This window comes from Anaeromusa acidaminophila DSM 3853, from assembly GCF_000374545.1.
GTDB lineage: Bacteria > Bacillota > Negativicutes > Anaeromusales > Anaeromusaceae > Anaeromusa > Anaeromusa acidaminophila.
Map to the genome: position 1 here is coordinate 37658 of NZ_KB894586.1, position 18199 is coordinate 55856.

Annotated in this window: 14 protein-coding genes and 1 other annotated feature; of the genes, 10 read left to right on the forward strand and 4 right to left on the reverse strand. The window is 48.3% G+C overall.

Annotated features, from left to right (window positions below):
• Nucleotides 1-124 precede the first annotated feature (124 nt).
• The 5 genes from C508_RS0104710 (at nucleotide 125) to C508_RS0104730 (ending at nucleotide 5874) form a co-directional block, all read left to right on the forward strand.
• Complete coding sequence (locus C508_RS0104710; protein WP_018702398.1) at nucleotides 125-1036, forward strand: chemotaxis protein; 912 nt, start codon at nucleotides 125-127, stop codon at nucleotides 1034-1036.
• Between the two features lie 375 nt (nucleotides 1037-1411).
• Entirely contained in the window at nucleotides 1412-2203 is a 792-nt protein-coding gene (locus C508_RS0104715; protein WP_018702399.1) for an electron transfer flavoprotein subunit beta/FixA family protein, read from the forward strand.
• A gap of 28 nt (nucleotides 2204-2231) precedes the next feature.
• Entirely contained in the window at nucleotides 2232-3275 is a 1044-nt protein-coding gene (locus C508_RS0104720) for an electron transfer flavoprotein subunit alpha/FixB family protein (RefSeq protein ID WP_018702400.1), read from the forward strand.
• Between the two features lie 14 nt (nucleotides 3276-3289).
• Nucleotides 3290-4696, forward strand: a complete 1407-nt coding sequence (locus tag C508_RS0104725) for an FAD-binding oxidoreductase (protein ID WP_018702401.1) — start codon at nucleotides 3290-3292, stop codon at nucleotides 4694-4696.
• A gap of 86 nt (nucleotides 4697-4782) precedes the next feature.
• On the forward strand, nucleotides 4783-5874 hold the full coding sequence (locus tag C508_RS0104730; protein WP_018702402.1) for a sugar diacid recognition domain-containing protein: 1092 nt from the start codon (nucleotides 4783-4785) through the stop codon (nucleotides 5872-5874).
• Nucleotides 5875-6013: 139 nt separating this feature from the next.
• Here C508_RS0104730 and C508_RS0104735 read toward each other — a convergent pair whose 3' ends face one another.
• The 3 genes from C508_RS0104735 to C508_RS0104745 all read right to left on the reverse strand — a co-directional run bounded on the left by C508_RS0104735 (nucleotide 6014) and on the right by C508_RS0104745 (nucleotide 9559).
• Nucleotides 6014-7348, reverse strand: coding sequence for a (Fe-S)-binding protein (locus tag C508_RS0104735; RefSeq protein WP_018702403.1), 1335 nt, complete (start codon nucleotides 7346-7348; stop codon nucleotides 6014-6016).
• Nucleotides 7349-7351: 3 nt separating this feature from the next.
• A complete protein-coding gene (locus C508_RS0104740) occupies nucleotides 7352-8731 on the reverse strand; it encodes an FAD-binding oxidoreductase (RefSeq protein ID WP_018702404.1) in 1380 nt (459 codons plus the stop codon).
• A 171-nt stretch (nucleotides 8732-8902) separates the two neighbouring features.
• Nucleotides 8903-9559 carry a response regulator gene (locus tag C508_RS0104745; RefSeq protein WP_026319356.1) on the reverse strand — a complete coding sequence of 219 codons (657 nt, stop codon included), beginning with the start codon at nucleotides 9557-9559 and terminating at the stop codon, nucleotides 8903-8905.
• Between the two features lie 201 nt (nucleotides 9560-9760).
• Here C508_RS0104745 and lgt point away from each other — a divergent pair, with 201 nt between their 5' ends.
• From lgt to holA, 5 genes are all read left to right on the forward strand, one after another.
• Nucleotides 9761-10552, forward strand: coding sequence for a prolipoprotein diacylglyceryl transferase (lgt, locus tag C508_RS0104750; protein WP_018702406.1), 792 nt, complete (start codon nucleotides 9761-9763; stop codon nucleotides 10550-10552).
• A 49-nt stretch (nucleotides 10553-10601) separates the two neighbouring features.
• Nucleotides 10602-10817, forward strand: a binding site (T-box leader).
• A gap of 50 nt (nucleotides 10818-10867) precedes the next feature.
• Nucleotides 10868-13354, forward strand: coding sequence for a leucine--tRNA ligase (gene leuS / locus C508_RS0104760; RefSeq protein ID WP_018702407.1), 2487 nt, complete (start codon nucleotides 10868-10870; stop codon nucleotides 13352-13354).
• A 416-nt stretch (nucleotides 13355-13770) separates the two neighbouring features.
• Complete coding sequence (locus C508_RS19345; RefSeq protein ID WP_071595765.1) at nucleotides 13771-14346, forward strand: helix-hairpin-helix domain-containing protein; 576 nt, start codon at nucleotides 13771-13773, stop codon at nucleotides 14344-14346.
• Complete coding sequence (locus tag C508_RS17840; RefSeq protein ID WP_018702409.1) at nucleotides 14343-16670, forward strand: DNA internalization-related competence protein ComEC/Rec2; 2328 nt, start codon at nucleotides 14343-14345, stop codon at nucleotides 16668-16670. Before C508_RS19345 ends, C508_RS17840 begins: the two co-directional genes overlap by 4 nt.
• Before the next feature lie 40 nt (nucleotides 16671-16710).
• Entirely contained in the window at nucleotides 16711-17733 is a 1023-nt protein-coding gene (gene holA, locus C508_RS0104775) for a DNA polymerase III subunit delta (RefSeq protein ID WP_018702410.1), read from the forward strand.
• 44 nt (nucleotides 17734-17777) lie between these two features.
• Here the strand turns inward: holA and rpsT are convergent, their stop codons facing one another.
• Complete coding sequence (gene rpsT, locus C508_RS0104780) at nucleotides 17778-18038, reverse strand: 30S ribosomal protein S20 (RefSeq protein WP_018702411.1); 261 nt, start codon at nucleotides 18036-18038, stop codon at nucleotides 17778-17780.
• Nucleotides 18039-18199 lie beyond the last annotated feature (161 nt).

Sequence of the window (18199 nt, forward strand, 5' to 3'; positions counted from 1 at the left end):
ATTTCAAACAATTCACTGCTTTGGGGCAGGAATTGTTTTTTTTTAGGCGAAATGGACAATAGTAAGATTAGTATGCAAGGCGTACGTTAAAAACATAAAAGTAGCATGTAGGAGGTAGTGCGTAATGGAACAAGGCACTGATAAAAAAGGCATTCTCCTGGAGTCGGGAACGAATGAATTTGAAATTGTAGAATTTGTTGTTGGTGAAGTAACCTATGGCATTAACGTAGCGAAGGTTCGTGAAGTTATCAATTTGGTACCTGTCACTAAAATGCCTAATGTGCATCCCTATGTGGACGGCGTGTTTACCTTGCGCGGTAGAGTAATGCCCTTGGTTAACCTTCCTCGCTGCCTAGGGCAGGGAACCGATAAAGAACCGACTAATATTATTGTTAGCGAACTCAACGAATTTTATGTTGGCTTTTTGGTTCATGGCGTGTCACGAATTCATCGGATTTCTTGGAGCGCGATGGAAGAGCCGCCAGCTATCAGCAGTTCGGAAATGGTAGTCGGTATTGTGAAGATGGCAGAAAAAATGGTACTGCTTCTGGACTTTGAAAAAATCGTTTCGGAAATTAATCCGGAAATCAATCAAAAATTGACCAGCATTCCTACGGCCAACGAGCGGTTGACGGCTTTGCGCAAAACCAAGCGCGTTTTGGTGGCTGAGGATTCTCCTTTGCTACGTGACTTACTAGTAGGTACGCTTCATGAAGCTGGCTATGAAGAAGTTATTGTCTGCCACAATGGTCAGCAGGCTTGGGAACGCTTGGAGGCTATTGCTAAATCTGGCGAAGATATGAACAATTACGTAAATATTGTAATCACCGATATTGAAATGCCGAAAATGGACGGGCATCATCTGCTGAAACGCATTCGCGAGGAAAGCCGTTTGGCAGGATTGCCTGTATTCATCTTCTCTTCCTTAATTAATGAAGAAATGCGCCGCAAAGGCGAAAACTTGGGCGCGGACGGGCAAATTTCCAAGCCGGAAATTGTGCAATTGATCGATCTTATTGACAAGAAGATTCTGTAATTAAATAAGTTACGGAATTAACTTTTATAAGGTGCCCTTATGTTATTGACATGTAAAAAAAATATAAGTTATAATAAACCCATCGACTGGAACACTGCTTAAAAGTTATGATGGTATACAGCGCGACGGGTTACAAAGTGAAGACTGGCTTGGCTTAAGAAATATAGTACGGCAGTTTGCAAGCAGATGCCGGCGAGATTTTGTTTCTTTTGCATTACAAACAAGGCTTTGCGGATGAACCCGCAAAGCCTTTCTTTTTTGGAATGTGCTAGTTGTAACATACTTTCAGGCAGTGCGTCGAAAAAGTCCGTCAGAACTGTGTGAGCGGTGCCGGCGGCAAGGCCCATTTGAAAAAAAGATTGGGAGGTACACGTTGTGCATATTGTTGTGTTTGTGAAGCAAGTGCCGGGGACAGAAAATGTCAAGATGGATCCTGAAACGGGAGTCATGATTCGCAGTGGCAAAGACGTCGTAATCAATCCTTTGGATGAAAACGCGTTGACAGAGGCCATCAAGATCAAAAATTCTCGTGATGATGTTCGGGTAACCGCCGTCAGCATGGGACCGCCTACTGCGGAAAAAGCTCTGAAAGAAGCTATTGCCTTAGGGGCTGATGCTGGTATTTTGGTGTCCGGACGCGAATTTGCCGGTTCGGATACGATTGCTACGGCAAAAGCTTTGGCCGCAGCGGTTCGCAAAGCTGGAGAAGTTGACATCGTTATTTGCGGCGAGCGCGCTACCGATGGTGAAACTGGCCAGACTGCCGCTATGGTTGCTCTGTATCTTGACATGCCTGTGCAGACCTACGTGTCCGCCGTTGATGTTTTTGATGACAAAGTCATTGTAAAACGTACTGTTGAACGTGGCTTCGAACGGGTGGAAGTTCCCACTCCGGTGTTGATCAGCGTTAACAAAGATATTAATGAAGTAGGCATGCCTACGTTGAGCGGCAAATTGCACGCGAAAACCGTAGCCGTTGATGCTTACGACGCCGCTGGTCTAGGCATTGAAAAATGCGAAGTCGGTTTAGGTGGTTCTCCGACTCGTGTTGTGAAAGTATTTAGTCCGAAATTGGCGCGTGATACCATTATGCGTAAAGCCGATGGCACGACCAAACCCGTGGAAGAGCTTGTCGAATTCCTGGTCAAAAAAGAAGTACTGGGTTAATTTGGAATGAAATAGGGGGTAACGTGACGTGTCTACTTATCTGAACGCTGGTGTAGATCGCGAAAATTTCATGGCATCCTTTAAGGGTGTTTATATTCTGGGCGAGCAACGTAACGGCCAGATTTTGCCTGTAACGTATGAGTTGATTGCTCGCGGCCGCAGCTTGGCTGATGATCTAAATGCCAAGTTGACTTGTGTATTGTTGGGAGAAACTGTTGAAAACCCGGAACAAGCCATTACGCAAGGGGCTGACCGTGTCGTTTTCATCAAAGATGCTTCTTTGGCGCATTTCTTGCCGCGCCCTTATACGAACGCTATTTGCAAATTGGTTGAAGAAGAGCGTCCGGAGATCATCATTGCTGCTGCTACTACTACGGGCCGTACCGTAATGCCGTTGGTTGCTGCTAAACTGCATACCGGTCTGACTGCAGACTGCACATCCTTGACCATCGATCATGATACCAAATTGCTGCTGCAAACTCGTCCGGCTATCGGCGGCAATATCATGGCTACCATCAAGACTCCGGATCATCGTCCGCAAATGGCTACGGTTCGTCCGCGTTCCTGCAAGCCGTTAGCTGCTGATGCTTCCCGCAAAGGCGAAGTGATTGAAAAGAAATTTGAAGGCGCTACCTTTGTAACACCTGAAAAATTCCTTGAATTCATTACCGATACAACCCAGGCTGTAGGCGTGGAAGATGCTGAAATCGTCATCGCTGGCGGTAAAGGCATGAAGAACCTCGAGGGTTGGAAAATCATTGAAACGCTGGCGGAACTTCTGAATGCCGGCGTAGGCGCTACCCGCGATGCGGTAGAGCTGGGCTGGACTACCTATTCTCACCAGATTGGCTTGTCCGGCAAAACGGTTGCGCCGGTTCTGTATATCGCTATGGGTATTTCCGGTAAAATCGCCCATTTGGCTGGTATGCAAACTGCCGACGTGATTGTGGCTATCAACAAGGATCCCGAAGCGCAGATCTTCAAGGTCGCCGACTTCGGTATTGTTGGCGATGTACTTGAAGTCGGTCCTATGCTCATTGAAGCGGTGAAACAACTCAAGGCAAAAGCGTAAGGAGGATCCAGGCGATGCAATTCAACAAAGTAACCCAGAAACATATCGATGAATTGAAGGCCATCTTCGGCGACGCCAACGTATTGTTCGACGAAGAGAAGATGGATATGTACTCCCGCGACGAAGTGTCCGACAAGCAGTGGGAGCATATGCCGGAAGTAGTAGTTAAAGCGGGTTCCGCTCAAGAAATCTCGGAATTGTGTAAATGGGCTAACGTCAACATGATTCCTATCACTCCCCGTGGCGGCGGTTCCGGTCTGGCTGCAGGCGCGGTACCTTTCTTCGGCGGCGTAGTTCTTTCTACGGAGCGCATGAATAAAGTTCACGAAATTGATACGCAGAACCTGTTCATGGTTCTTGAACCCGGCGTAACCACCGGCGAAGTACAGGCATTAGCTAAAGAACAAGGCTTACTGTACGCTGGCGATCCTTGCTCGGCTGACTCCTCTTTCATTGGCGGCAACATTGCTACTAATGCTGGCGGCAACCGCGCTGTAAAATATGGTACTACCAGCCGTCACGTATACGGTCTGGAAGTCGTAACTCCTGCCGGCGACATTGTTACCTTGGGCGGCAAAAACGTAAAAGACGTAACTGGCTATGACGTAGTACATCTCATGGTCGGTTCCGAAGGCACATTGGGCATTGTGACCAAAATTTGGCTGAAGCTCATTCCGTTGCCGAAATACGTAGCTGACTTGCTGGTTCCTTTTGAAAAAATGCAGGACGCTATCAATGTGGTGCCTAAAATCATGACTGCTGGCGTAGTGCCGACTTGCTTGGAGTTCATGGATAGCGACTCCATCAAAGCTGCAGAAATGTATCTTAACAAGAAATTGCCTCATAGCGATGCTGGCGCTTATGTTATCATTGAAGTTGACGGTTCTACGGAAGAGCAAGTACAGGCTGACTATGAAGCTGCAGGCAAAATGTGCATGGAAAATGGCGCATTGGAAGTGTTTGTTTCCGACAACCTTTCCAGCCATGAGCGTATCTGGAAAGCTCGTAAGTGCTATGCAGAAGCTCTGCGTATGCTGAGCCCTGTGTATTGCATGGAAGACATTGTTGTGCCGGTTTCGGAAATTCCGAAAGCGTTGGAAGGCATTGCTAAAATTGCTGCTAAGCATAGCTGCCGTATCCCGTCCGCTGGTCATGCCGGCGACGGCAACATCCACTGCACGATCCTGCGTGAAGATCGGGACGAGCATACCTGGCATGAACTGAAAGATGCAGTTTTGCCTGAAATTTATGAACTGACCTACTCGTTGGGCGGTAACCTGTCCGGCGAACATGGTATCGGCGCTAAACGGGCGGAAGCTATGGATCGTCATATGACACCGGAACAGAAAACGGTGTTTACTATGGTGAAAAAAGCATTTGACCCTAATGGCATCATGAACCCTGGTAAAGTGCTGATCTAATTGATATAAAAAAGAGCTTCCCCGCAGGGGAAGCTCTTTTTTGTTATAATAAGAAAGAATAGGAATCGCTGAATGAGGTGCAGGAAATGGCAAAAAGCTTGAAGCGACAGCTAGATGCGAGATTTGCTCAAACATTGGTAGATATTGTAGCCGCTGAATTGAATAAGAATGTAAATATTACTGATGAACATGGTGTAATTATTGCTTCCTTTAGTAAGGAACGGATTACCCAAGTTCATGAAATTGCCGCCAATATGCTGCAGACAGGCGTTATTCGGGAATGCGCTGTCAGCGAAGAAGATGAGCGTCAATGGAAGGGCGTGCGTAAAGGCTGGAATGTACCTATTCTTTTTGAAAATCATTGTGTCGGTGTAATTGGCGTTAGTGGCGAACCGGATACTTCGGCGCCATATGCCAGATTGGCCGCTCGTTTTGTAGAGGCGGCTTTGCAGGCCAATGCACGTCAAGAAGAGCTGGTGCAGGCTCTAAATGAAAAGAAAGAGCTGCAGTCCAGTCTAATGAACCGGATCATTCAGGCCCAGGAAGAAGAACGCAGGCGTATTTCAAGGGAGCTTCATGACGAAACAAGCCAAGCGTTGACTTCGATTATTGTGGGCTTGCGTGTCTTGGCTGCCGGAGCTAAGGGCCAAGAAGAAGAAAGCAGCTTGCTGCAGATGCGTGATTTGGCGGTGCAAACGTTGGAAGCGGTGCATCATCTTGCGGTAGAATTAAGACCGATCCTCTTGGATGACTTAGGTCTTTTAGCAGCCGTGCAAAAATATATCGAAGGGTATATGAAGCAATACGGGATACTGGTACACTTGCATGTAAGCAATATGCATCGGGAACGCTTTCCTAGTGAACTGGAAACAACTATATACCGAATCTTACAGGAGGCTTTGACCAATGCAGCTCGGCATGCACAAGCGGAACAAATTGATGTAACTCTGGCTAAACAACGGGGGAAAATCATTTTAGTTGTGGCCGATAATGGCGTTGGCTTTGCCGAAGGGCGTTATCAGGGGCATCAGGGATATACAGCCCTTGGCATTTACGGTATGCGCGAGAGAACGGCTTTATTGGATGGAACCCTGGAAATTAAGTCTTCTCCCGGAGACGGCACGACCTTGATCGTGGAGATTCCTTTGCGTAAGCGTAAAAAAACGGAAGAGTTATAGAACGCAGCAAAGAAAAAAGGTGAGTAGATGCGGTGCGCAGTCTACGTTAGGAGAAGGGCATGGGGAGTAAAATTTTCAGTAGTATAGAGATAAAAAAAGGTGAGATTCGCAAGCGCGAATCTCACCTTTTTTAGAAACATTATGCTTTTTTAGCGCCAGCCTGATACGAGCGATCCAAAAGTTGAATCACATGGTAACAGTTTTGCGGCTGATTGTTTTGAACCAAGCCGTCTGTAAGGAACATGCGGCAGCTAGGGCAGCTAGTTGCAACATTGTCCGCTTTAGTGGAGGCAATGTCAGCAATCTTTTTGTCGTTAACCTGGCGGGCAAGATCATAATGCGCCAAGTTGAAGGAGCCGCCTGATCCGCAGCAACGGTCAGGAGCGCTCATTTCGACGAACTTCAAGCCAGGAATAGCCTTGAGAATTTCACGAGGCTGTTTAGTGACTTTCAGACCGCGAGCCATATGGCAAGGATCATGCATCGTAATGGTTTCGTTGACCGGGCCAAGGGTATCCTTGCGGAAGGGCAGAACATCCACCAGGAACTCGCTGATTTCGTAGGTCATATTCGCCAGCTTTTCCGCGCGAGCTTTCATTTGCGGATCATCATGGAAAATATGGGGATATTCAATTTTCAAGGCCTCAGCGCAAGAACCGCAAGAAGCAACAATTGCATCTAAGTTATATTTTTTGATAGCGTCTTCAAAGACTTCAATGTTGTGTTTTGCAAAAGCCTGGGTCCGCTCAGTTTGGCCGTAAACATAGACTGGCGTGCCGCAGCAATGCTGAGTACTAGGAATGACGATTTCAACATCGTTGGCTTTAAGGACATTGACTACGGATTGTCCCATATCTGTGTAGATATAGTTAATGGTGCAGCCTGTAAAAAAGCCGACTTTTTTCTTGGGGTTAGCTACAGTGATGCGCTCCGGAACTTGGCTGCGGAACGGCGTTGCAGCAAAGGGCGCCGTAATACGCCGTGCATCCATGCCGGGCATGGGGAAGCGGGCGACAGCAGCCATTGGACGAGGCAGCTTTTTGAAGCTCAAAGGTCCGAAAAGACCAGCCATGCGTAATGCAAAGTCAAAAAGCTGACGATGCTTGAGTAAATTAAAGACATTCTTTTTGATAGGACTCAAGCCGCGCGCTTTAGCAGCAGCTCGACGTCCGCGAATGATAAGCTCATCCGCAGGAACGCCGCAAGGGCACTTGGTGGCGCAGGCTTTACAAGACAAACAGGTAAGCATGATCTTTTCGAATTCTTCACTATACGGAAGCTGGCCTTTTAAAACCCCTTCCATTAGCGCCAGCTTGCCGCGAGCAACAGCGCTTTCTTTGCCGATTTCTTTGTAAAGAGGGCAAACTGCCATGCAGTTTCCGCATTTCATACAATTAGAAAGGGCGTCTTCAATATCCTTTAAAAGAGATGTATCTTGAGCGTGTAAATCCGCTCCTGTGATTTGGTTGCTCATGGCTTAACACTCTCCTACTAGTTTGCCAGGATTGAGGATCAGATTGGGGTCAAGGGCGCGCTTAATGGAACGCATAGCATTCATGGCGGCAGGACCATGTTGATCTTCCATATAGCGAAGTTTGCCCAAACCGATGCCATGTTCGCCGGACAAAGTGCCGCCTAACTTCAAAGCTCCAAGGAAAATATCATCCATGGCTTTATATACGCGGCCCATTTCTTCTTCGTCACGCAAGTCGCAAACGATGGTGGGGTGCATATTTCCGTCGCCGGCATGCCCGAAGGTGCCGATGGTGACATTGTATTTCGCAGCTGCTTCATTAACAAGGCGAATCATAGCTGCAACCTGATTACGGGGAACTGTAGCATCTTCTACAAATGTGGTAGGACGCAGTTTAGCCAGCGCCGGCAGGGCGGCACGACGAGCAGCCCAGAGATTATCGCGGTCTTGAGCGTCTTTAGCCAATTGAGCTTGGCCGTCATATTTGTTGAGGATTTCTACTACTTTTGCAGCTTCTTTTTCAACAACTTCAGGAAGACCGTCCACTTCGATCAAAACAACGGCTTCGGCATCCAAAGGAAGGCCGCATTTAGCGTAGTCTTCTACAGTGCGGATCGTAGCATTATCCATGATTTCCAGCGTAGCAGGAATGATTTTAGCAGCTACAATGGCGGAAATAGCTTGGCCAGCTTTATCCAAATCATGGAAAATGGCCATCATGCTTTTCTGCGCTTCCGGAGCAGGAACTAATTTCAAAATCAGCTTGGTGATAACGCCTAGGGTGCCTTCGGAACCAACCATGAGCTTGGTGAGGTCATAGCCGGAGACATCTTTCACGTTTTTACCGCCGCAATTGATGATTTCGCCGCTGGGCAAAACTACTTCCATACCCATGATATAATGCTTGGATACGCCGTATTTCAAACCGCGCAGGCCGCCTGCATTTTCAGCAGCGGTGCCTCCAAGAGTAGCCGTAGCAACTGTGCCCGGATCCGGAGGATAAATTAGGCCGCTTTTAGCAACCTCTGCATTTAAAGTGGCAACGATTACGCCGGGCTCAGCCACGGCAACAAGGTTTTCCAAATCAATTTCAATGATTTTGTCAAAACGGGTCATCAGTAATACGATGCCGCCTTTGGTAGGACAGGTGCCAGCGCTCAGGTTGGTGCCGGAGCCGCGGGTGTAAACCGGGATTTTGTTGGCATTGGCTACCTTGAGGATCTGGGAAACTTCTTCAGCATTTCCCGGGATGACAACAGCGTCCGGCATATGTGCATGGCCGGGTGTGGCATCATAAGAATAGGTGTACAAATCTTCAGGACTGGTCAGAACATGGTCGGCACCGACAATCTTTTTGAGCTCTTGGATTTGGGTTTGTTGCATACCTTTTCTACCCCTCTACTTATAAATTTTGACAATAGAAATAATAAAATAATATAAATAATCGAATCTATCACAATTATAGTTCGAACGTTCACCCTTGTACAGGGGGTATAAAAGGTAACCTTTGGTAAGATATACTGTTATACGGCTGTGGGGTAAAGTATTACAATGTTACGTATTGATGAGCTTATAACGAATGGCATAGTTTACAAGTTCTGATTTTTTACTCACATTTAGCTTGTTCATAATGCGAGAGCGGTAGGTGTCTACGGTTTTAGCGCTGATAGAAAGCATTTCCGCAATTTCGCTGTTTGTATGACCTTGGGCTAAAAAACGGAGTACTTCCCGTTCGCGAACGCTGAGCAAAACATAAGGATTTTGATTGTCCGGCTCATTAACAGAGGTGCGGAGCAGACTTTCGATCAAAGTTTGAGAAATGGTTTCATTTAAATGTTTTTTTCCTTCGTGAATCTTAATAATACCTTCAATCAATTCCGTATCCGCAGATTTTTTCAGGACATAACCGTCAGCGCCGGCGCGCATAACTTCCTTAATATATTCCTCATCGTCATACATGGTAAGCACCAGTACGCGGCAGGGGAGGTTGCGCGAACGAATTTCTTTGAGCACATCGACGCCGGTCATGCCCGGCATGGACAAATCCAAAATAAGAACGTCCGGCGAAAGATGTTCTACCATATGCAAAGCTTCTAAACCGTCGCCCGCTTCTCCAATAACTTCAAATTGAGGCGAACAATGAAGCAAGGCTTTCAGGCCGGACCGCAATACGGCGTGATCATCTGCCAGGATAATGCTGATTTTTTTCATGGACGTAAAACTCCTTTCGCAAAGAGCCGCTGCTTTAAGCAAGGGTTCCATAATGCTTCCTTTTAGCATAGCACAGAGGCGGCAGCAGGGAAAGCGTCGATTCCCTTGTCAGGGTGGGGGGAATCTTCTATAATATAAAGCAATTGAGGCGAGGCCGATAGGAATGTCTGCTTTGCAATCGATAAGATGAGGAGTTTTTATATGCATCCATATCTTTTTTTTATTGGTGATTTCCCTGTGCGTTCCTATGGCATGGTGATGATGTTGAGTATTGTTTTGGCAACTTCGGTGGCTTACTTTTTAGCCAAGCAGGATGGTCGCTGGCATCAGCATGTGCCTGATTTTGGTATTTGCTGCGGCTTTGCCGGGTTAATAGGAGCACGCCTTTGGGATGTGTTCTTTTTTGACTGGAGCTATTACCAGCATCACCTATTAGAAATTCCTTTTGTTTGGCAAGGTGGCATGGCCATTCAGGGCGGGGTGGTAGTTGGCGCTTTGGCTGGTTATTGGTACACAAAACGACACGGCATTGATACTTGGGCTTTTGCGGATATTGTAGCCGCGCCTGCTGTAATTTTCGGCCAGGCGTTGGGGCGGGCTGCTAACTTGCTTAATGGCGACGCTTTTGGACATCCCACAGGTGAAGCTTTTGGCATTATTTATCCCGCTGGGTCTTTAGCGCAGCATACTTACGGCATGCAGCCTCTCTGGCCAGCGGAGATTTGGGAGGGGCAGCTCGACCTGGTTATTTTCGCACTACTGCTGTTGTTGCGGACGACAAATCATCGCAAAGGTCAAGTCTTTGCAGGCTATGTATTTTTGTATTCGACGGCGCGTTTTTGTCTGGAATTTTTGCGAGGCGATTACGGGACGCTGCTTTGGGGACTTAAATCAGCGCAGTTGACAGGGGGAGCTATGGCCATACTGGCGCTGCTTGTTTTTATCCTTTTGGGACGCTTTGGAAAACCCATTCGTGATATAAGCGGCAATTGACTCTATTAGTAGATTTAGTTATAATATATCTCATATTGGGTTCTTATATAAAAATCCAAAGATGCAAGCTAGTATGTAAGAATGGGCTTCAGAGAGTTGGCGGTTGCTGTGAGCCAATGCCATGGACTTACAGAACTCTTTGCAGAGGAGCGACGCTGAAGGAACAGTAGGCGTTGTCGCGTCGCCGGCGTTATTGGTTGGAGAGGATGTCTGCGTTTGTTTAGGCATCAAGCAGGGTGGTATCGCGGGTGCGCTCGTCCCTGGCACAATGCCAAGGGGCGTTTTATTTTTTTTAGAAGGAAGGAAGCAAAGACGATGATTGATAATAAGTATGTTCCTTTCGAAATTGAACGGAAATGGCAGGAAAAGTGGCACGAGGAAAGTCTTTATCAGACAAGTTTGAACCGGCAGAAACCGGAATATTATGTTCTGGAGATGTTTCCTTATCCTTCCGGAAATCTACATATGGGGCATGTGCGCAATTATTCGATTGGCGACGTTATCGCCCGTTTTAAAATGATGCAAGGCTATAATGTGCTGCATCCTATGGGATGGGATGCCTTTGGCATGCCTGCGGAAAATGCCGCCATAAAAAACGGTATTCATCCGGCAAATTGGACTTGGTCTAATATTGACAACATGCGGCGGCAGCAGCAGGAGCTGGGCTTGTCTTACGATTGGAGCCGCGAGGTGGCTACTTGCCATCCGGAATACTATCGTTGGACGCAATGGCTGTTTTTGCTCTTCTTAGAGCGCGGCTTAGCATATAAAAAGAAGGCTTCCGTTAATTGGTGCGACGAATGCAATACGGTACTGGCGAATGAACAGGTTATTGACGGTCACTGCTGGCGCTGCGATTCTGCAGTTGTCAAAAAAGACCTGGAACAATGGTTCTTCCGGATTACCGATTATGCGGATCGTCTCTTAGAAGATTTGGACGAACTAAAAGGCTGGCCGGAACGGGTAAAAACGATGCAGGAAAACTGGATTGGCCGCAGTGAGGGCGCCGAGTTTTCCTTTGATTTACCGGAACTAAGCGAGAAAATTCCTGTTTATACCACGCGGCAGGATACCGTATTTGGCGTTAGTTATGTTGTATTGGCGCCGGAGCATCCGTTAGTGGAAAAAATGATCGCCGGCCGCCCGGAAGAGGCTGCCGTACGCGCTTTTGTGGAAAAAGTGCGCTCAATGAATGAAATCAGCCGTACTTCTACGGAAACAGAAAAAGAAGGCATTTTTACGGGCGTCTATGCGGTTCATCCCTTTACCGGCGAGCCAATTCCCGTATGGGTAGCTAACTATGTTCTATACGAGTATGGCACAGGCGCTGTCATGGGCGTGCCGGCTCATGATGAACGCGACTGGGTCTTTGCCGGCAAGTACGGTTTGCCGAAAAAAGTAGTTGTGCAGCCGGAAGGACAAATTCTGGATGTAGCTGCTATGGAAGGCGCTTATGACGGAGTCGGCGTGCTGGTTGATTCCGGACGGTTTAGCGGTTTGGGCAATGAAGCTGCAAAAAGCGCTATTGCTTCGTGGTTGGAAGATCAAGGATTAGGAACACGGCGGGTCAATTATCGTTTGCGCGATTGGCTGGTATCTCGTCAACGATACTGGGGCGCACCCATCCCGGTAATTTACTGTCCTGAATGCGGCGTTGTGCCGGTGCCGCAGGAAGATTTGCCTGTTTTGCTGCCGGAAAACGTGCGCTTTGATGCTGGCGTAGTCTCTCCCTTAGCGGATGCGGAAGAGTTTGTGAAATGTAAATGTCCGAAGTGCGGAGCTGACGCGCGGCGTGAAACCGATACAATGGATACCTTTATTTGCTCTTCTTGGTATTATTTGCGCTATACGGATCCGCGCAATACCCAGGCGCCTTTCGATATGGGGAAAGGCGATTACTGGATGCCGGTGGACCAATATATTGGCGGTATTGAACATGCTATTTTACATTTGTTGTATTCGCGCTTCTTTACTAAGGTATTGAAAGATGCTGGCTTGATTAACGCTAATGAGCCTTTTAAGAATCTGCTTACTCAGGGCATGGTGCTTAAAGACGGTTCGAAAATGTCGAAATCCAAAGGAAATGTTGTGGCGCCAGGGGAGATTGTTGAAAAGTACGGCGCCGATACAGCTCGGTTATTCATCCTTTTTGCAGCGCCGCCGGAACGGGATCTGGAGTGGAGCGACCAAGGCGTAGAAGGAGCTTTCCGTTTCTTGGGACGCTTCTGGCGAATCATGCTGCATTATGCGCAGTTTATGCCTGCGGCGGAAAGCGGCGAGTACGCCCCGGAACAGCTGGCAAAAGAAGCGAAGGAATTACGTCGGGCGCTTCATGCTACTATTAAGAAGGTGACAGAGGACGTCGAGCAGCGCTTTAACTTCAATACAGCAATCAGTTCCATTATGGAATTGGTTAATGCCATGTATGCTTTGAAAGAGGAAAGCAAAGCCCAGGTTCCCGGTTTGGCGCAGGAACTGGTTTCGTCTTCACTTCGTTTAATCGCCCCCTTCGCTCCGCATATGGCGGAGGAGCTTTGGCAGCTTACCGGCGGAAATGGCAGTGTTCACAAGCAAAGCTGGCCGGTTTATGATGAGGCGGCTTTGCAGGTAGAGGAAGTGGAATTAGTTCTGCAGATCAACGGCAAGGTGCGAGATAAGATTGTTGTTCCTGTTGGTTTGAATGCTGCGGAGTTGGAATCGCTGGCTATGGGCCAAGAACGGGTGCAGCAGGCGATTGGTGATAAAAAAGTCGTAAAAGTGATTTGCGTACCGCAAAAATTAGTGAATATTGTTGTAAAATAATAGAAAAGTCCCTTGCGTCTTCCACGTGGAGCGTCAAGGGACTTTTTTTGCAGTGGTCAGATGTGGTAAGAGTCAGTATAATAAAATACAGATGGGAAAAAGATGCTGGTTGAAACAGTGTCTTTTCGAAAAAAAGGAGCTGTGAGTATGGCAAACTGTAACGAAACTAACTGTATCTGCCCGAAGACAAATTGTGAACGCCATGGAAAATGCTGTGAATGCATTAATTTTCACCGCAATAATCAAAACCAGGTGTTTTGTATGCGCGAAGGGAATTATACGGGAAAATAAAAGGTTTATGGGCGGGCTGCATTGCTTTTGGCGATGCAGTTCGTTTTTTTTATCAAAGCAGGGATGTATATAGCTCTGTCGAAGCACTAATGAATATAGAATTCAGCGAAAGGGAGATGGCAGTCGTGCCGGCAGTGCGCGTGTATGTTCTGGCAGTATTATTGATTTTAGTGGTGTGCGGCGGTTATGCAATACAAGCTTTAAGCGGCAAGGAACCTGCAACACCGGAAGCGGCGGTTGTGACTTTGGAATCGGAGCCGGTTCAAGGGAAAGCGTTGGCCAAGGTCTATGTCAGTGGAGCGGTAGCGGTTCCGGGACTTTACCAAGTAGAGCAGGGGATGCGCGTAGCGGATGTGTTGGCTTTGGCTGGCGGAGTTGATGAGAGTGCGGATTTGCAAAAAGTGAATTTGGCGCAAAAGTGCAAGGATGGTATGCAAATAAAGGTACCAAATCGTAAGGTTCTGACGGCTAAAAATCAAAGCAGCCGTGCTGTAGCTGGCGCGGGAGATCCGGTTTTATATTTGAATGATGCGAGCCAGGCGGAATTGGATCGTCTGCCGGGAATTAGCCCGGTCTTAGCGCGGCGTATTGTGCAATATCGTACGGAACACGGGGCTTTTCATTCTATGCAGGAGCTTTTGCAAATTCCCGGTATGAACGAAACGCTTTTAGAACGGCTGCAAGGCAGGCTGGCGTTGTGACTCTGTCATTCCTGTGGCTGTTGTTGGCGGTAACCGCAGGAAGTATCTATTTTTACGGCAATAGAGAGGCGGACCTGCCCGTGGTTTTGTTTCAACTTGCCTTTGCAGCCGCTGTGTTATGCGCCTTTGTGCTGGCACAGCGTTTTAAAAGAGCGGCGTTAGCTTGTCTGTTAGTAGCTGCAGCCGCAGCCGGCGTCTTGCGGGAAGAACAGGTTTTGGAACAGTGGAGGCAAGGAATTGCACGGTGGCAAGGAAAACCTGTGTTAGTAGAAGGCGTCTTAGCGGAGCAGACCGTTGGTGAGGAGGAGCCTGGTTGGGCGCGAGGACGACTTGTGTGTTACGCCGTCGGCGATCCGGGTGGAACGTTGACTTCCTGTGTTCAGACGGTCTGGCTGAAGTATCCTGCAGGTCATGCTGGCGTAGGCGATGTTTTAAGAGCTGAAGGCAAATTAAGTTCCAATAACGCTTTTCGCGATGCGGGGCAAGTTCAGCGTGAACGAATGCTGGCGGTCCAGGAGATTGCAGGGACCTTGAAGGCTACAACAGGAATGGTTCGGGTGCTGCGTCATCCAGACGCGTATGAATGGGGGCAATGGCGATTTTCCCAGTGGCGGGAGATTTTGACGGCGCGCATTACCGAGAGGTTATCGCCGGAGACAGCAGGCGTTTTAAACGGGATGCTTTTTGGCGGTTATGCAGGCATTGCGCCGGAAACAGCTCAAAATTTTCGTGATACGGGTATTGTGCATATTTTATCGGTTTCAGGCTCCCATGTGTCTTTGCTTGGAGCGATACTTCTTTGGCTGGGTTCTTGGATGAGCATGGGGAAGAAAAGCAAGGTACTTTTTGTTGGCGCAGGCATTGTGTTGTATGCATGCATTGCCGGTTGGTGCGCGCCGGTAGCCAGATCGGTTTGCATGGGCCTGGTGGCTTTGGGCGCTTTGGCTTGGAGGCGAGAAAAAGAAGCCGTTTATTCTTTGGCTCTTTGTGCTTGGGGGCTGCTTTTGTTCCAGCCCTTATGGCTCTGGGATATTGGTTTTCAGCTTTCTTTTTTTGCGACGGCAGGCTTGATTTTATTGGCGCCGCAAGCGCTGGAGCGTCTTCGGACATGGCGAGTGCCTGCTGGGATTGGGGCGCCGTTGGCAATTACCTGGGGAGCGCAAATGGCGTCACTGCCTTTTTTGGCCTTTTATTTTCAACAATTTTCGCTTGTTTCTTTCTTGGCGAATTTAGTGGTTCTTCCGCTATTGGAAAGTGCCATGATATTAGGTTTAGGCTCCTTGGCGGCAGGTTTTATTTTCGGTGATTTTTGGCTGACGCCGGTATGGTGGTTGTGTCAAGGACTTGTATATTTAGGGAATCTTCTTGCCGCCTTGTGTGCTAAGGCTCCAGGCGCGCTGTCCTATGTGCCGCCGCCGGGAGTATTGGCGGTTTTGGCTTATTTTGCGGCTTTGGCAATTTTTTGGAGGCGGACTCTGCCGGCACTGCAGCAAGGAGGAGTATGGCTTGTGGTCTGCGCGCTTTGGTTGGGCCCGTGGTTATGGCTGCCGCCGGAACTGGAAGTGCATATGTTGGATGTGGGAGAGGGCGATGCCTTGGTAGTGTTAACGCCGCACCGTCATGCTTGGGTGGTGGACGCCGGCGGCGTATGGAAGCAAGGAGATGCCGGCGGCAAGGTAGTTGTTCCCCATTTGAGACGCCTGGGCGTCTCGACATTGCAAGGCATGATATTGACCCATGGGCATGCAGACCACATGGGAGGAGCCCAGACGGTCTTAGTTAGTTTTCCCTGTCGTTATCTAATGACTCCGACTATGGAAAAACCAGGGCAAAGCGCCTTACAGCTTGCCTTGCCGGATGGGATTTCCATATGTCGCATTCCGCCTGGGGAAGGGGTATCGTGGGAAGATGACGGCGTGTCATTTTACGCGTTGCGGTCTCCGGGAGGTCTCGTGAAAGGAGAAAATGACGAATCGCTGATTGTGTGGCTGGCTTATGGTGAAAAAAGCTTTTTGCTGACTGGCGATGCAAAATTAGAGAATTCGTGGCTGCCGCGGAATTTGCACTGTGACGTGTTGAAAATGCCGCATCATGGATCTCGATTTGCTTGGGAGGCGGAAGCGTTGGCAAAACTGGCGCCGCAAATAGCCTTGATTTCAGTGGGGCGTAATAATTCCTTCGGCCATCCTCATGCAGAGACGCTGCAAGAATTAGCGCAAAACGGAGCTCGTTTATGGCGGACAGATCGAGACGGTACGGTGCGGCTTTTTACAGATGGACATGTTTTGCGCCTTGCCACAACACCGGGCTTTGGGGTACACTAAATCAGCGGTATATACTCTGAACGGGAAACGGGGCGTAACTATGACATGTGAAGAATTAGTGAGGGATGCTCGCCAAGGAAAGATGCATTCCATTTATGTGCTCCATGGCGAAGATGCGGCGGAAGTGCGCAGAAGCGGGCAACAGCTGGCAGGATTGCTAGTTTCAGAGGAACAAGCGGCAGCAGGGCACATGCTGAAAGTATCCGGTAAATGGGATTTAGAGGAGTTTGGTTTTTGGTTGCAGGAGGTTCCTTTTTGGGGCGAAAAAAAGTGGCTCTGGTGGCACGGCTGTCCGTTGTTGGGTGAGGCGGGGAGCGAGGAAATTGCCGCTGCAGCAGAGATGGTGGAGCCTTGGCCGGAATATGCCGGACTTTTGTTGACAGCGACCAAACTGGATAAGAGGACTCGCTTTTATAAAACGTTGCTGCAAGCTGGCGGAGTAGAAGCTGCTTGCGCTCTGCTGCGTCCATGGGAAGCAGAGGCTTGGTTTGCTCAATATCTGCAAAAAGCCGGCAGTACGTTAGAAAGAGATGCTTCGGCTTGGTTGGCTGCGTTATTCAGTTCGTCCCAGCAATTGGCGCCTGGCTGGCTGGCACAGGAGGCTGAAAAAGTGCTTTTGTACACACAGGGACGTAAGCGGATTTCGTTGGTTGACGTGCAGACCATGATGGCGGCTACGCCTGAAGCTTCTTCGTTTGCCTTGTTGGATGCTATTGCGGCAGGGCAGTGCGCCAGGGCGCTATCTTTGTTGGAAGATGCTTGCCGCAATTCCAATGCGGCCTTTATGATTATTCCGCTCTTGGCTCGACAGCTGCGCTTGCAGTTGCAAAGCTTGGAAGTTAGAGGCGGTAAGCAAGAGGTGGCTAAGGAATTGAAAGTTCATCCGTATGTAGCGGAAAAACTTTTGCGGCAGCGAGGGGATGTTTCTCCTGACTTACTGCGTTATTTGCTGCAGGAATTGGCGCGATTGGAAGGCGGCATTAAATCAGGGACAAGGCTGCTGCAAGGAGAATTGGAAAAACTGGTTATTTTATGGTGCGAAAAAGGCAAACAAAAAAAGTGATGGAGAAGCAAGCTTCTCCATCACTTTTTTGTCTGCCGCAAAACTTACATTGCGTTCAGTTTTTTCATCAGACGGGATTTTTTCCGAGCAGCGGCATTTTTATGGATGACGCCTTTCTTGGCAGCCTTATCGATGGTGCTAACAGCAGTGGTCAGAAGGGTTTTCGCCTCATCCGCCTGTTTGCCATTGATGGCTTCCAACGTCTTGCGGGTCGCGGTTTTGACCGTCGATCTAACAGCGAAGTTTTTCGCGCGACGTTCTGCGTCCGTTTTTACACTACGTACAGAGGATTTAATATTCGGCAAGTCGTTCACCTCCTTATGACCATATTACTTAAAATATATTAGCATGGTGTTCGCAAAAAAGCAAGAGCTGCTTTGAAAAGAAGATGCGCAAAAAAAGATTGCACGTTAGAAAGGGTTTCTTGCTTGCGTGGCCAATATATAAAAAGTTAAGCAAAAGAAAG

Coding starts and splice junctions, on each gene's coding strand:
- C508_RS0104710 (WP_018702398.1), top strand. CDS start 125: ATGGAACAAGGCACTGATAAAAAAGGCATTCTCCTGGAGTCGGGAACG.
- C508_RS0104725 (WP_018702401.1), top strand. CDS start 3,290: ATGCAATTCAACAAAGTAACCCAGAAACATATCGATGAATTGAAGGCC.
- C508_RS0104730 (WP_018702402.1), top strand. CDS start 4,783: ATGGCAAAAAGCTTGAAGCGACAGCTAGATGCGAGATTTGCTCAAACA.
- C508_RS0104735 (WP_018702403.1), bottom strand. CDS start 7,348: ATGAGCAACCAAATCACAGGAGCGGATTTACACGCTCAAGATACATCT.
- C508_RS0104740 (WP_018702404.1), bottom strand. CDS start 8,731: ATGCAACAAACCCAAATCCAAGAGCTCAAAAAGATTGTCGGTGCCGAC.
- C508_RS0104745 (WP_026319356.1), bottom strand. CDS start 9,559: ATGAAAAAAATCAGCATTATCCTGGCAGATGATCACGCCGTATTGCGG.
- lgt (WP_018702406.1), top strand. CDS start 9,761: ATGCATCCATATCTTTTTTTTATTGGTGATTTCCCTGTGCGTTCCTAT.
- leuS (WP_018702407.1), top strand. CDS start 10,868: ATGATTGATAATAAGTATGTTCCTTTCGAAATTGAACGGAAATGGCAG.
- holA (WP_018702410.1), top strand. CDS start 16,711: ATGACATGTGAAGAATTAGTGAGGGATGCTCGCCAAGGAAAGATGCAT.